This is a genomic window from Calothrix anomala FACHB-343, from assembly GCF_014696435.1.
GTDB lineage: Bacteria > Cyanobacteriota > Cyanobacteriia > Cyanobacteriales > Nostocaceae > Aulosira > Aulosira anomala_A.
Map to the genome: position 1 here is coordinate 26005 of NZ_JACJQG010000009.1, position 15044 is coordinate 41048.

Sequence of the window (15044 nt, forward strand, 5' to 3'; positions counted from 1 at the left end):
TTGATGTCTACTTTAGTAGGGGCGGGTTCACAAATATGCTCCAATAATTTACGACTATCTCGCTTAACCCGCCCCTACTTGGACTTTGTCCCTTGGAATTCATTCCAAGGCGTGTGAGAAAGCTAAGAGTGAGGCTATTTTTAGCTTACAGCTATTTTCAGGTAAATAGACCACGCTGTAGGGGCACGGCACCAGTAAAATTATTGTATGTACCAAAAGATTGTCAATGCCGTGCCCCTACCAAAGATGTGGTTTAAATAGGTGAAAACTGCTGTAAATTGACACCAATGGGTAACCCCGCCCCTACGAGTCACTAACAATTAACACGCCAAGCACAATAAAATTGAGATAAATCCTTGGTTAAAGCCTATGACTTTCCTATCGGCATTAACTATACCCGATCATAACCAGCTACCAGATTCCGATGGTTCGTTTGTGAAAAATCTTCAGGAGCATCCCCAAAGTATATTACTGACAGATTCAATTAAACCGATTTTAGAAAAACTTCATCCTGACGGACAATATTGTATTGGGCAAGATTCTGGTATTTATTGGCGATTAACCGATCCCCCAGAAAAAGGTGCAGAAGCACCGGATTGGTTTTATGTCCCCAATGTAACGCCAACTCTCGACGGTAAAATGCGGCGTTCCTACGTACTGTGGAAAGAATATATTGCACCGTTGATTGTGCTGGAATTTGTCTCAGGTGATGGTACAGAAGAACGAGACAAAACTCCGCCATCTCAAGGGGAAGGGGGAAATGTTGGTAAGTTTTGGGTTTACGAACAAGCAATTCGCGTTCCTTATTATGGAATTTATGAAGTAGCAAAAGCCCAGGTTGAAGTTTATCACCTCGTAGATAATGCTTATCAACTCATGACAGCCAACGATCGCGGACATTACCCAATTTCACCTTTAGGGGTAGAGTTAGGAATATGGCAGGGATTGTATCAAAATGCTGAATTACCTTGGTTGCGTTGGTGGGATGCAGAAGGAAATTTATTGTTAACAGGTGAGGAACGCGCCATAATTGAACAGCAAAAAGCTGAACTTGAGCGCCAGAAACGCGAGAGACTGGTGGAAAAGTTACGTAATCTTTCCCCAGAACAACTCAATGCTTTAGGTATCGATCCAGAAATGTTGGATTAGGTAGGCTATTCTGCTTTGAAGTTGCATAATCTATTGTAAAGGCTGTTGACAGTTGACAGTTGACAGTTGACAGTTGACAGTTGACAGTTGACAGTCAACAGCCCTGATTAGTAGTTATGCAATTGAGACGCGCATTAGCTTAAGGGAACTCCAAAAAATAAATTATTCCGTTAAACTTTGACTGTTGACTGTTGACGGTTGACTGTTAACTGTGAACCGTCAACAGTGAACAATAGCAATAGAATATTTTTTTACTTGGAAGTCCCTAATATCAATTCTCTTTGAGGTTGCACAACTTCACGATTTTTCCATTTTCTGTATTTGTCGCTCTTCTTGGCGCAAAATAAACATATAGAATGCACCAAAAATCAAGATACCAAATACACCAAAAGAATAGGAAGCATTACCACCATGCCAACTATGAAAAGCCGCTTCATTTGTACCTACCATTACGGCTAATATGGCAATTCTAATGGCATTGAGAAAAAAGCCTAAAAACATCGCAAATAGCGACACAAATAACCGCTTGTTTTTAGCTATGGGGAACATCACCAAGGCAATGATTGATATCCCTAAGAGATAATTTATCGTATCTATACCAGAACAACTAGGAACTACTTTGACGCTACCAGTAGGAAGATGAATATATACCCCATTCAGGGTGACATCAAAACCTAAATACCATAAAATTAGACTAGCAAATTTAGCACTATAAGGGGAAATATCTAAAAATAACTCAGCTAAAACGCTAGGTATTTCCAGGAAAAATAAAATAATCAATGCTTCCCAATATTGCTTTACACCCTTAAAGCCAGAGGCTAATAAACCTACACCAATAGCTGAAGCTAAGGGTAAAAGACGAATAATATATCCTAAATTATGAGTTGTACTTTGCCATAGTACCCAACTAATTATCAGCCAACCAACAACACTGGAGAAAACATCACTTTCAAAGTTGAATGTATGGCGTTTATCCCATAAAATCGAACCGATCGCAAAGAAAAATAACAGACTCATGCCTAAATGTCCGACATCATGAGCTTTCCAAACTAAGGTAAGACAAATGGCGGCTAGCCCAGCAGCAATGCTTGCAAGCCAGAATGGTTCTGTTTTCAGGATTTGAGATGGTTTGAGATGAGTAATATTCATTGTTAGAGTGAGTTTGCGAATATAGCTAGAAATACAAAAATATTCGCCCTAAGTTTGTAGCTTATGGGCGTTGTGAATGGTTGATGCTCCCGGAATAACTAACTGTAAATCTATGACTATTATTGAGTTTTGGTTATTTTAAATGTGATTTATATGTCTTAATGTAATCAAGATTTAAGTATAAGAACGGATATTAAATAAATTCTTTATAAAGAAGAGGTAGAAATATATGAATTTTTGGTGAAAGGATTTGGTATTGGGTATGGGGCATGGGGCATTGGGCATGGGGTAAAGGCTTGAAGTTAAGTTTTTTTGCTCAAATGCGCCAACTTTATCATTTACATATATTGAGGACTCATTTTTATATTTTTAGTAAAGAGAAATAGCGATCGCTTTCTCATTTATCGAAATCAAGTACTCATTTTCCTGTTTTAAGTAAGCAAAAAGCCATTTCACCTTCTCGTTAAGCCTTTTCGTCTACTCATTATTGTGTTTTCCGCAAGTGAAATACTATTTCACCTACTCAAAAAGCCTTATCGCTTACTCGTTTCGGTAAATCGCGTACTCGTTTTGGTGTTTTCCGCAGGTAAAAAGCCATATCGCTTACCCATTTTGGTGTTTTCCGCAGGTAAAAAGGTTTGGAAAAAAGAATTGGACAGATGGTAGGGGCATGGCATTGCCATGCCCTCTAGAATATATTGATATGCCGAAAATATTATTTAAATTGGTATGACACCTAAGTTTTTCACAGATTTGTTTAGGTTCTCATCCCATTTACAGCAGTTTTCACCTATTTGAACCACATCTGTCTTAGTAGGGAACATCGAAAATCTTTTGGTACATACAATAATTTTACTGGTGCCGTGCCCCTACAGCGTGGTCTATTTACTAATACATATAGATTTCGCTTCAGGGCACGGCAGTGCCGATGCCCCTACAATTAATTGGTGTGATTCTGGTTTCAGGGCACGGCAGTGCCGATGCCCCTACAATTAATGGGTGTGATTCTGGTTTCAGGGTATGGCAGTGCCAATGCCCTACAATTAAACTGTAACCGCAGCCTGAGAATTAACGGTGATACAAGCATGAACTAAGGGTAACAAGGGGCCGATTTGTTCTTGTCCATTCACAGCTAAATCGCTATGACATAAGTAAACTTTCTCGGATACGCGGGAAAGTAAATCGGTTAAAATTCTTTGTAATCTTTGTTCTTCGGCTAATTTCTCATCTTCTGCTGTCCAAGGCGTTCCTAATCTTGATTGTAAAAATAAGGGCGCACCATATAATGTGGCTGCACCACCTTTCGCCCAGAGTGGGGAACTCGCATCTAACCAAAAATGCCAACGATGAAATCTCCGGCTAGAACGGTATTGGAAGATGGTAGCTAATGTGACAGCTTTTCTGGCGGAGCCGATGGGGCGTAAAGGATAGGGGTTGGCGGTAATTGTACCCCGGCGCAGTAGTTGGATAAATTCGGCAATGGTGGATTCAACAGGGCTGAGTGCGGGTAATTTACTCTGGCTTTGGTGCAGTCTGGTGTTAATTTCCCAGTAATGTTGGGCGGTTTCTAATAATTCCCGTAAGGCTGCTAGTTGATCGTAGGGGGGGTTATTGTCTTTACAGAGAAAGTCTTGAATTGCTAGGTATAGTAGGGAAATTGGGCTAGGAATTAATCGCTGTTCTTGTTGCGATCGCTGTTTTTCAATCCATTGTAATATCTCGTTGTAGGCGGTAGTCGCTGCATAGCCAATGCGATCCCAGCGTTCAAAGGTGGTGACTGGTAGCAAATTTGGGCGTTCTGGGTGGGGTTCAAAGCAGTAATCGGCGATTAAGCCAGCGCGTACCGGATCGATGTCTGTGCTGAGTTCGCTGGAATCTATTGGTTTTTGTCTGCGACTTAATACCACTAGCATCTCGGCTACGGCATCTCGGTCTACTAAGCGTCCTAAACCGGGATAAACTAAAGCCAGCATGGTGAGTAATGCCCTAATTGCAGGCGAACTAATTAAAGGGCGTTGATCGTTGAGGGCTTCTACGGGGATATTTTGTTTGTTGAGGATTTCAATTAAAGTATAACGGGCGATCGCATCTAAACCAGGTGCAATTACAGCTACTTCTTCCGGTTCTACTTCCCCGGATTTAATCGCATTCACGATGATCTCCGCAGTTTGCCGCAATAAATGGGCGCGGGATGTGGTTTGAATTGACTGTACTGTTTCTGGTAAGCTCAACATTACCATCGGTTGCGTGGCTAATTCTACCATTGAGCTAGCCAAGTTCATGGCTAAGGATTCTCGCGGCGGGCTGATTAAAGATTCCACCTGACAACGCTCGGCTAATTCTGCTAAATATTCGGGATCTGCGCCTAATCCCAAGCGTACTGCACCTTCAGGATTGTAGCTAAACGCGCCGACAGCCCCTTGATTTAGTAAGAACTCAAATAAATTGCGGGCGATCGCGGGATAATCATCAACATCATCGGCTAATACTGCTTGGTAGCGCTTGGCTAAATGCTGTTGATATTGTGGATTGGGTAAGAGATGGTGATTGTAGAGTTCGCTAATAATCCCATAGGTGAGCAATCCTCTGTGTAAGCACCAATCGCGCCAATCTAGCAGCAAAGAGGCGAGAAATTCCGGTTCTAAATTAATTGGGTTATCTGCCAATCCCCTTGCTAAAATTTCGGATATGCGATCGCATTTTTCACCGCTATATGCTGCTAATTGCAATAAGTCGAGAATCCGCCGCACTAGTCGGTACTCACTCATTCCTGCCAATTTTAAAATTTCTGCGTCTAAATGCGATCGCCATAATTTAGTTGCTAGTTCCTGTTCGGTTTCTGGGCGTAACCTCACCGGAAATTGGGCGTTTAGCTGTAACGACTGTATCAGCAACGGCCAAAATAAAATCACTTCATCCTGAAAGAATCCTAAAGGTGTCTTCGCCCTTACCGGAAATTTACCCGATGTCGCAGTAACAATTCTATCTCCTAATTCTCTGCGGTTATCATCGTTAGCAGCTAACAGCAAAACTCCCGGTTCAGTTTGTCGAAGTTCCCAGCTTTTCTGTACAGAGTTGCCTTTTTTTTTATTTTTGTGGTTAGTATAAAATGAGTCAATAGCCTGATGATGATTTTGTAACCAGCTGCATAACTGCCCAACTAAACGAGCAGTTTTACCACTACGGCTACCACCAACAATCCAAAGCGAATCTAAAGCCACAAACCCTCTCCTTGTAGATTTGTTAGTATACTTCGTGCGTTAATTTAAGGTTAAGAATCACCAAATCATGCTGGATGATTGCCAACGATGAAAAACTCTGTTTTTGGTCAAAAAATTTACTCGTTTTTATTAGGGCTTTACCGATGGTACTTACGCACCCCAGAACGTTCCCTAGATGAGGCTTACAACGCAGCCTTAAAAATTAAAGCCTTAGAAGATAAACATTTTAATGGTAATAAAATAGAGCCATTATCAACCATGTACAGTAATAATGTCATGGATTATTTTCAAGCCGATCTGAAGCAGCAATTAAAAATTGCCAGAATGCGACTGACAGAGTTTAAAAGTAGCCGTTGGTTTTTAAACGAAGCTAATCAAAAAGCTGCTCAGGAAGCAGGTGTAGAATATCCAGAACTGTCATTAATTTTAGAAAAGCTCAGATTCATTGACCACATTACCTCCAAATATACCTTCAATGAAACCGAAGCAAGCTCTGTAGTTGTTGTCGATAAACCTCCCCAGAGTAAAACTGATTTAACAATTAATCAACCAGTAACGCCAAAGATAGCGAATAATGGTGCTAAGAAACCCCAGGGAAAAGCGAATACAACAGGTATATTACCCAGGTCAATTTTAAGTACCATCACTCGATTACAAGTTGAATTAGATCCCAATTCCGAACAAGATGTAGTTCAAAATTTTCGCCAAGCTCAACGCCGAACAATTATATCTATCAGGTTTCTTTTATTATTAGTAATTGTACCACTTTTAACTCACCAATTAGCAAAAGCTTTGGTGGTGGGGCCGCTAGTAGAAAAATTTAGAGATGCGGAAACAGTGCAAATTTTTCTAAATGCGGAAATGGAAGAAGAAGCATTAGTAGAGTTAGAAAGATTTGAAGAAAGAATTAAATTTCAAAGTTTGATTAGCAACGCACCACCCCTATCATCTGAGGAAGTAGAAACTCAGATGCATGAGAAAGCCGGCGAACTGGCTAAGGAATTCAAAGAAGAAAGCGCTAATGCGATAAAAAATGTATTTTCCGATATGTTTTCTGTAGGTGCTTTTATTTGGCTGTTGTTAGTCAGTAAACCTTCTATCGCCATTATCAAAGAATTTTTCGATAATGTAGTTTATGGTTTGAGTGATAGCGCCAAGGCATTTATTATCATTTTGTTTACCGATATATTTGTCGGGTTTCACTCCCCCCATGGTTGGGAAGTAATTTTAGAAGGTTTATCGCGTCATTGGGGATTACCAGCAAATCGTGATTTTATCTTCTTATTTATTGCCACATTTCCAGTGATTTTAGATACGATTTTCAAATACTGGATTTTCCGCTACTTGAACCGAATTTCACCTTCGGCGGTGGCAACATATCATAATATGAATGAGTAATTGGGCATTGGGCATGGGGCATGGGGCATTGGGCATGGGGCATTGGGACAAGGGGGACAAGGGAGACAAGGGGGAAAAATAACAAATGACTATTGACTATTGACTATTGACAACTCTTGCCAGTATTTTTGTTACGCCGACTTACTTTAAATGAAATTTAAATTTATTTATCTGACTAGTTTACCCGTTATAATTTTAATCTTATTAGTCAGAATTCCCTCGTTGGGGCATCTACCATTAAGTGCGCCAGAATGTCAACTTAAAAAGTGGCATTTACCAGGATTATTTAATAACAAAAATAACCAAAAAACGCCAGTATTAATAGCGCGATCGCCTGTTACTTGTTGTGTAGAGGATCGCTCTTGTATTGATGAGGCGATATATCAAGGCGAAAATGGTAAAATTGGGGATAAAAAGGCGCTGTTAACTTCTATCGATCGCAGTTTACGCTACCTGCAAACTGCTAGAGCAGATGCGGCTTATGAGAATTATCAAATACCGGGAATTACCCGCGATCGCGTTTACAAAAGTTTGCTGCGCTTTCGTCAATTGTTACTCACAGCAAAATCTCCAACCGAACTACATCAGGCGATCGCCAAAGAATTTGTCTATTATCAGTCAATTGGTAGAGATAGTAAAGGTTCTGTTTTATACACCGCATATTACGAACCACTGTACACTGCAAGTCGCGTACCCACAGCAGAATACCGCTATCCGGTTTACAAAGCACCTCCCGATTTAGCTTCCTGGAGTTTACCCCACCCAACGCGCTTAGAACTCGAAGGTGCAGATGGTTTACAAGGTTCTAAGGGGAAATTGCGGGGATTAGAGTTATTTTGGTTTCGCGATCGCCTCGAACCATACATGGTACAAATTCAAGGTTCAGCCAAACTGCAATTAACTGATGGTACAAAAACCAGCATCGGTTACGCAGGTAATATCGCCTATAACTACAAAAGCATAGGTAGAGAACTGGCGAATGATGGGAAATTACCCTTAGAAGGGATGACTATGCCCATAATTCTCGATTATTTTCATAAGTATCCCCAAGAATTAAACGTATATATTCCTCGCGATCCCAGCTTTGTCTTTTTTCAAGAAACAAAAGGCGCGCCAGCACAAGGTTCAATCGGACAACCAATCACCGCAGAACGTTCAATTGCTACAGATAAATCTTTAATGCCCCCCGGTGCTTTAGCATTAATTAGGGCTGATTTTCCCTTTGCTGATGAGAAAGGTAAATTAGAGCATCGAGTCGTCAGTCGTTACGTACTCGATCAAGATACAGGCGGTGCAATTAAAGGTGCTGGAAGGGTGGATTACTTTTTAGGTACAGGTAAATTAGCAGGCGATCGCGCTGGTGTCACAGTCGGTAATGGACAATTATTTTATTTACTACTGAAACCGCCAAATTAACAATTCAAAATTCAAAATTCAAAATTCTCTCTTGGAAAGTTCTGATCGGAGGAAACCTCCGCTCAGACTTTCCGCAAAATTAAAGACATTTTCAGACGGGGATTTAAACCCTGACCGAAAATGATACTAGGTAGAGACATAGGGGTCTTAAACCCTTTATATTTACGATAAATTTTTACTTGCATTTTAGCTGATTATATTGTATGTATTAGCCACAAAAATTTGCATACTAAGTATTTAAAAAAAATCACATAATCATCACAATAAGTATTTCTTGCTAATTTATTTATTCCCTAAACTTTGGAACCAAATAAATAATTTCGCGTCATACCAATTTAAACGCATTTGCAAAATCGCTCGCCAAAAAAGAGATGTATTTAACTAAATGCGTTGATTTTGCTTATGGTATTCATTATTTGATTATTCTATATTAGGGGTTAAAAGTGCTAAAAATTTTGGTGGATGCAGATTTAATTTTAGAAGCTTTAATGAATCGCCATGATTGTGTTGAAGATGTTGGTAAATTATTAGATATAATTCATCCTTTAATTCACGTATATATCACGGATGTTGGCTGGCAGAAAATCTATAACTATATTAGTTGTTTACAAAATCCAAAAGTGGCTAAATTAGTCGTGAATTGTTTGCAACAAAAAATCGAAATTTGCCCAATTGATAATCGCATTTTACAACAAGCTAGATCGTCAACTCTCAAAGATTTTGAATCTGCTGTTGAATTAGCCTGTGTTAGTCATCGTCACCTACATGCAATAGTCACCCATAAACGCGAAAACTTTGCCGATGCTCCCAATAAGTTTTACATTTGGTCAACAGCAGATTTATGGGTGAGAGCCAATTTAGAACTTAAATATACATCTACGGAAAAGTTGATTCAGTAATCAAAATTGCCAATTTGTTAATCCTCATTGTTGCTATAAGTTTATATAATTAGCCTGCATGAGCAGGCTTTTTTATTGAGCAATAGGCTTCTAAATTGCGGGCTGTAATACTAAATAATTCAAAATTATTAATTTACAGCTATTTTCAGCTAAATAGACCACGCTGTAGGGGCACGGCATCAGTAAAATTATTGTATGTACCAAAGGATTGTCGGTGCCGTGCCCCTACGATAGATGTGGTTCAAATAGGTGAAAACTGCTGTAAAATTAAGAATTCTAGATATCGCCATGCTTTGAGCATGTCTATCTGTAGCATTGTTTTTTAAACTATAATTTCTGAGCTTACAAAGCATCGGTATACCCTGATTAAGGTAGCATTGACAAAACATAGTGGAAACTAACCGACTCACACAATAAAGCGAATTCATTATTGAAATCAATCGCCTCAAGTAAGTGTTGCGGCAAACGCTCTCACTGATGGATCGCGTCAGGAAAACAGGCTGACAATATCGCTCTCTCCCCCGAAAAATAATTATCTTTATTTCCCCGGTTCCGATGATATGATACTTTTTAACTCCCTTGAACTCTTGCTTATAAATGTATTTTGGTGGGCAGCATCCCAATTTTGACGCAATACCCTAGAAGGGTATTGCTATACCAACAAAGCCTGCCTTCGCAGGCTATCAAACTTTTAGCCTGCGAAGGCAGGCTTCGTATTTCTAGCCCCACCCTTATAGGGTGAGGGCGTTTTTGCACATTTGGGATGCTCCCTTTTGGTGATTAAAGATTTTTTGCCTTAATTTGCCTTAAATAGTTTTGGCAACACAACTTTGTAATTAACCAGGAGAACATTATCATGGCTTCTCAAAATGTCGTTAAATTTGGTGACACCTTTTATCTGAAACACGAGAGTAGCGGACAATACCTTGCTAATGTTGATCGTGGACGACACAATTGGCCGCAGTTGAGCAATACAAAAAAAGTAGAACTTCAACTAGTTGGCGGTAAGGGAGATGTTGATACTAACAGTTACATTAAAATCAGAACGACAGAGCAGGTAACATTCAATAATGATATTTTGGGAGCTTTTGCAGATAGCCGTGATTGTTACTATTATAAAGATGAATATGATAACGCTAAACAGGGCTGGCGAATTACCAAAGCTTCTGGTGATGCAGGTAAAATTTATTATGGCGATCGCGTTCGCATTACCAATATCTTCTATAGTAATCAAAGACTAGCTCTCGATAACAAGCATCCCGGTTATATAACTACCGTAGAAAATGCTGGTGATTGTTGGATATTAGAGCCGGTTTTCGTGCAATCTGTTGTCGAGCCGCCTTCTTCTACTAATGTTCAACCTATTAGCTCTAAGTCTCTGAGTGTATTTAGTTGGTCGGTTGCTTCCGGCGATCCAACTACAACTGGTGTCATTCTCTGGACTCGTGTAAATCCAAAAGAATATGACAAAAATATTCCTCTTGAATATGAAGTTGCTAAGGATGAGTCTTTTCAAAAAATTATCTGTAAAAACAATATTTCTGCCTCAGATTTTGATGAGAAAACAGACTATACAGTTCATATAAATCTTCACGATCTGCTTGAACCTGATAATTATTATTTCTATCGTTTTATATACAAGGGCATAACTAGTCCAATTGGTCGTTGCAGAACATTACCGCCTCCTGATAAAAAACTGAACAAACTTACTTTGGCAGTTTTAACCTGCAACGATTACAGCACAGGCTACTTTAATGCTTTCTATAAATTAGCCGAAGAAAAAGTAGATTTTGTCATTCATTTAGGTGACTTTATTTACGAGTATCCACAATATCCACCTGGTTATGGCGATATTGTTCGTAAAGACCTGACTCTAGAAAATCAGCAATATCCATATAAAGATCCAGCCAATTGTGACAGAGCAACCTCACTGCAACATTTCCGGCATATTTATCAGACATACCGTCAAGATCCCGCGCTCCAAAAAGCAATGGAACAACATACTTGGATCGTGGCTCTCGACGATCACGAAATTGCCGACAATTGCTATTGGGATTACGAAAATAACACGATGGGTATAAGTGCGGGGGAGTCACAGCCACTCCATCCTATTTATGAGAATCTTGGGAAAGACACCCCGGCGGCAAGGTCAGCTATGCTTGAACTGTATAAAAATGCAACTCAAGCTTGGCGAGAATATGTTCCAGCTCTATTCCCAAAAGTAGATGATTCTAAATCCGACGAGTACCGTTACAAGCTTTATAGAAAATTCCATTTTGGTTCATTAATAGATTTCTTCTTAACTGACAGCCGTAGCTTTAGGAATAAACCGAGTATAGAACCTAATTCTAAAGCAAGTATGTTGGGTAAAAAGCAAAAAAAATGGTTGTTCGATAATATCAAGGATTCAACAGCTTCTTGGAGAGTATGGGGTAATCAGACCTTCCTAGCTACAGCATTGGCAAATGAGTTAATCGGAGAAATTGACGATTGGCATGGGTTTAAGGCGGAACGCTATGAAATATTAAAGTTTATCAAAGATAAAGAAACTTTAAAAAATGGAACAGATCGCAACAGTCGGTTTGTGGTTTTTACAGGAGATATGCACACATCTCTCGTCGCCTATTTAAAAACTGAAACTGAATCATTGCAGAGTACTTTGGTATCTGGAATTCTGAATACACTTCAGCCTGGGGTTTCGGATTTAAAATCAGGCACCTCAAACCTAGCGTCAGGAGCTTCTAATTTACTATCAGGAGATTTAAAAGGAGCGGTGACAGACGCGGGTGAAGGAGTGTTCAATTTAGGTAAAGGCGCATTAAATTTGGGACTAGGAGGGTTGAAAGCAGGAGCAGAGGTACTTTCAGAGATAGGATCGGGAATTATAAATCCCAAAGAAACAGCACAGAATGTTGTCGGGACAGTAACAAATAGTTTTAATTATGACTACAGCAAATTAGTTGGTGTAGAATTCATGACTCCCTCAGTAACTTCACCAGGAATCTCAGAAGGTATTCTTAAACAATTGGAAAGCAGTCTACCTGTTGATATTCTGGGAATTTTGGAAAAATTATCTCTTTCCACAGACAACAGCGTGCATCAGCAACATAGTTGGCAGCATAAGTTTGTTACAGGCAGTTTAATTAAGAGTTTAAGCCCACACATTGAACATTATGATTCACGAGTCAATGGATATGCAATTGCTGAATTTACTCCTGAACAATTAACTTGGAAAGTCTACAGGGTTGACAGGACAGACCACGATAAAATTCAAGGACGTAATGTATCTACAAACCGTGCAAAAAAAGAGCTTGTTCAATCAGTGAAGTACGATCCAAATGGGATTAAACTAACAGATTCTCTTGGATAAAATCGAGATTACCTCAAAATCTCCTCCCACTCTAATTGAGATAGGGGTTCGACAATTAACTCGATATCAAAACAATGACTAGCAGCAGCCATTAAAGCTGTCATAATTACCTCCTCAGTTAAACTGGGAGGTAATTGCACTTGTGTCCAAGATTCTGCATCAAATATTTGGCTAAACAGTTCCGCATCTTGGTGTAAGCGAATAGAACCATGTTGTAAAATTGCTCCACCACGCCGCAGTTGAGCGCTACCAATGAGTTTTGCACCGTTAGGTAAGATTAAATCTGCACCTGTAGCGGTACCAAAACAGTTAGGGTTGTGAATATAACCGCGTCCAGCCGTACCATATTGCAATTCTACGCCGAGCGATCGCCAACCATGAATCAAAAACTGACAAATTTTTTGGTATGCTTGCAGGCGATCGCCATTTAATCCCGATGTGACGACAGCATAAGTTAAATCACCTTGGTGTAAAACTGCTCTCCCACCAGTAGGGCGACGGATTATATCTAGTTTTTCACCTTGGCAAATGATATTATCCCAAAATTGGGGATATTCGCGTTGATGATAGCCCAAAGAAATAGCAGCTGGCGACCAAGTGTAAAATCGCAGAGTTGGAGGGTGTTTTCCTGACTGGTGCTGTGCTAACAACCAAGAATCAATAGCCATTTGCACGTTACCAGCAGCTTTGAGCAAAGGAATTAGTCGCCAAACCTGCTTGCTATACATCAGAATTCTTTAAAGGGCAGCAAATTTAGATTGTAAAGCTTCGTCGTTATCATCCGCGAGCGTGGCGACAATCGTAATTAATCGCGAGACTTCTCCAGGAGAAATTTCTGCTAAGGTACGAGTAGAAATTACCACTACTTGGCTTTCAATAATCCCAAAACGCGCTTCTAGAGTGCTTGTACAGTTTAATTCTAATAAATACCGTAATAATTGCGGTTCATCTTTCACAGGTAACTTCAGCACCGCCGACCAGACAGTTATGGTATCTTCATCACTAGTACCACTGAGTTGGACAAATACTTCCACACTGCCGTATTTAAACTTCCACAGATAATTACCATCTGGGTTACGGCTAACCATTGCGCTGTCATCTTGTTCCAAGCTATCGATGACATTTTCAATTACTTCTACGTGGTTAATCGTCGCCGTTTCCACAATCAAATCATTAACTTCGTTGCTGGTTAAGGTTTCTTGGTAGCTTGTCATACAGATTTTTTCCTGAAAATGGTTACTGTGTTATTTCCACCTACTTTATAGCGCCAAAAGCAGCTATTTAGAGCTTCCGAAAGTGATAGTCTGGTTTTCAGCCAGATCAAATTTGACTAGAGACACCTAGAAAAAGCGAGTCTATGTCCTCCATTTCCCAAACTGTGCAAAATCGCGACATTCGTCAGTTAGGTATTAATCCCAATCACTGGTATGTAGTTGCTCGCAGTAGTGAAGTAACAAATAAACCTATAGGTGTGGTACTTTGGCAACAGGCGATCGCACTTTATCGAGATAATCAGGGCACAGTCCACGCTTTAGAAGACCGTTGCCCCCATCGCCAAGTTAAACTCAGTCATGGGCAGGTTGTTGGTAGTGACTTAGAATGTGCCTATCATGGATGGCGCTTTGACTCATCCGGTGAATGTGCAGCAGTTCCCTACCTCGCAGAGAATCAAAAACTACCCAGTTGTAAAATTCGTTCCTACCCAGTCAAAGAACAAGACGGTTTTATTTGGCTATTTCTGGGAGATAAAACACCAACAGTAGAACCCCTGGGTTTACCAGAGTGGGATCATCTTAATTATATTGCCACCGTTTCAATTATTAATTGTCAAGCTCATTATTCTTATTTAATTGAAAACCTGATGGATATGTATCACGGACATTTACATCAGGATTTACAAGCCTGGGCAGAAGCAGCTTTACAAGACATCGATGAAGATAATCATCGCGTAGACGCCCATTATACAGCCCAGAGTTATTATAAAATCAATAAAATTTGGTCTATCTCCCAATTATTTTTTCCCGCTTTACGCCGCTTACATCCCGAACCCTTAGATGTGAGTTATATTTATCCTCACTGGGCGTCAAAACTAGGGCAAGATTTTAAAATTTACTGCTTACTTTGTCCCATCAACGAAACCCAAACCAAAGCTTATTTAGTACATTTCACATCATTGAATGCTTTTTGGCGGTTACACAAATTACCAATTTGGTTTCGCCGTTTTGTTAAAGATAGCTTATTTGGTGCAGCCCAAAAACTACTTGATGGTTTAGTAGTTCAAGATGTCAAAATGATTGAAGAAGAACAACAAGCATATTTACAACATCCCGATAGACGCAACTATGAGTTAAACCGAGCTTTAGTCAGCGTGCAAAAATTGATGCGCAGCCAGTTTGAGACTTCCAACTAAAAAAATATTCCATAGCTTTGTCAGCAGAGGAA

The 15044-nt window shown here is 39.8% G+C and carries 11 protein-coding genes; 7 read left to right on the forward strand and 4 right to left on the reverse strand.

Features of this window, described 5'->3' with window-relative positions:
• Positions 1 to 369 precede the first annotated feature (369 nt).
• Positions 370 to 1149: a Uma2 family endonuclease gene (locus tag H6G08_RS06635; RefSeq protein ID WP_190539834.1), complete on the forward strand. Its 780-nt coding sequence runs from the start codon at positions 370 to 372 to the stop codon at positions 1147 to 1149.
• A gap of 297 nt (positions 1150 to 1446) precedes the next feature.
• Here the strand turns inward: H6G08_RS06635 and crtA are convergent, their stop codons facing one another.
• Positions 1447 to 2298: a cyanoexosortase A gene (gene crtA / locus H6G08_RS06640; protein WP_190539836.1), complete on the reverse strand. Its 852-nt coding sequence runs from the start codon at positions 2296 to 2298 to the stop codon at positions 1447 to 1449.
• A 489-nt stretch (positions 2299 to 2787) separates the two neighbouring features.
• Between crtA and H6G08_RS06645 the strand changes: the two genes are divergently transcribed.
• Positions 2788 to 2964, forward strand: a complete 177-nt coding sequence (locus H6G08_RS06645) for a hypothetical protein (protein WP_190539838.1) — start codon at positions 2788 to 2790, stop codon at positions 2962 to 2964.
• Between the two features lie 377 nt (positions 2965 to 3341).
• On the opposite strand, the gene H6G08_RS06650 is transcribed toward H6G08_RS06645, so the two are convergent.
• Positions 3342 to 5519: a recombinase family protein gene (locus H6G08_RS06650; protein WP_190539840.1), complete on the reverse strand. Its 2178-nt coding sequence runs from the start codon at positions 5517 to 5519 to the stop codon at positions 3342 to 3344.
• A gap of 78 nt (positions 5520 to 5597) precedes the next feature.
• Here H6G08_RS06650 and H6G08_RS06655 point away from each other — a divergent pair, with 78 nt between their 5' ends.
• The 4 genes from H6G08_RS06655 (at position 5598) to H6G08_RS06670 (ending at position 12602) form a co-directional block, all read left to right on the forward strand.
• Positions 5598 to 6917: a proton extrusion protein PcxA gene (locus H6G08_RS06655; RefSeq protein WP_190539842.1), complete on the forward strand. Its 1320-nt coding sequence runs from the start codon at positions 5598 to 5600 to the stop codon at positions 6915 to 6917.
• A 150-nt stretch (positions 6918 to 7067) separates the two neighbouring features.
• Positions 7068 to 8333, forward strand: coding sequence for a murein transglycosylase A (gene mltA / locus H6G08_RS06660; protein WP_190539844.1), 1266 nt, complete (start codon positions 7068 to 7070; stop codon positions 8331 to 8333).
• Positions 8334 to 8776: 443 nt separating this feature from the next.
• Positions 8777 to 9232: a PIN domain-containing protein gene (locus tag H6G08_RS06665; protein ID WP_190539846.1), complete on the forward strand. Its 456-nt coding sequence runs from the start codon at positions 8777 to 8779 to the stop codon at positions 9230 to 9232.
• Between the two features lie 856 nt (positions 9233 to 10088).
• Complete coding sequence (locus H6G08_RS06670; protein ID WP_190539848.1) at positions 10089 to 12602, forward strand: alkaline phosphatase D family protein; 2514 nt, start codon at positions 10089 to 10091, stop codon at positions 12600 to 12602.
• An 8-nt stretch (positions 12603 to 12610) separates the two neighbouring features.
• On the opposite strand, the gene H6G08_RS06675 is transcribed toward H6G08_RS06670, so the two are convergent.
• Both H6G08_RS06675 and H6G08_RS06680 read right to left on the reverse strand, forming a co-directional pair.
• Positions 12611 to 13330, reverse strand: coding sequence for a lipoate--protein ligase family protein (locus H6G08_RS06675; protein WP_190539850.1), 720 nt, complete (start codon positions 13328 to 13330; stop codon positions 12611 to 12613).
• Positions 13331 to 13339: 9 nt separating this feature from the next.
• Positions 13340 to 13816 (reverse strand): YbjN domain-containing protein, encoded by a 477-nt coding sequence (locus H6G08_RS06680; RefSeq protein ID WP_190539852.1) that lies wholly within the window; start codon positions 13814 to 13816, stop codon positions 13340 to 13342.
• Positions 13817 to 13959: 143 nt separating this feature from the next.
• On the opposite strand from H6G08_RS06680, the gene H6G08_RS06685 reads away from it, so the two are divergent.
• Positions 13960 to 15012, forward strand: coding sequence for an aromatic ring-hydroxylating dioxygenase subunit alpha (locus tag H6G08_RS06685; protein ID WP_190539855.1), 1053 nt, complete (start codon positions 13960 to 13962; stop codon positions 15010 to 15012).
• Positions 15013 to 15044 lie beyond the last annotated feature (32 nt).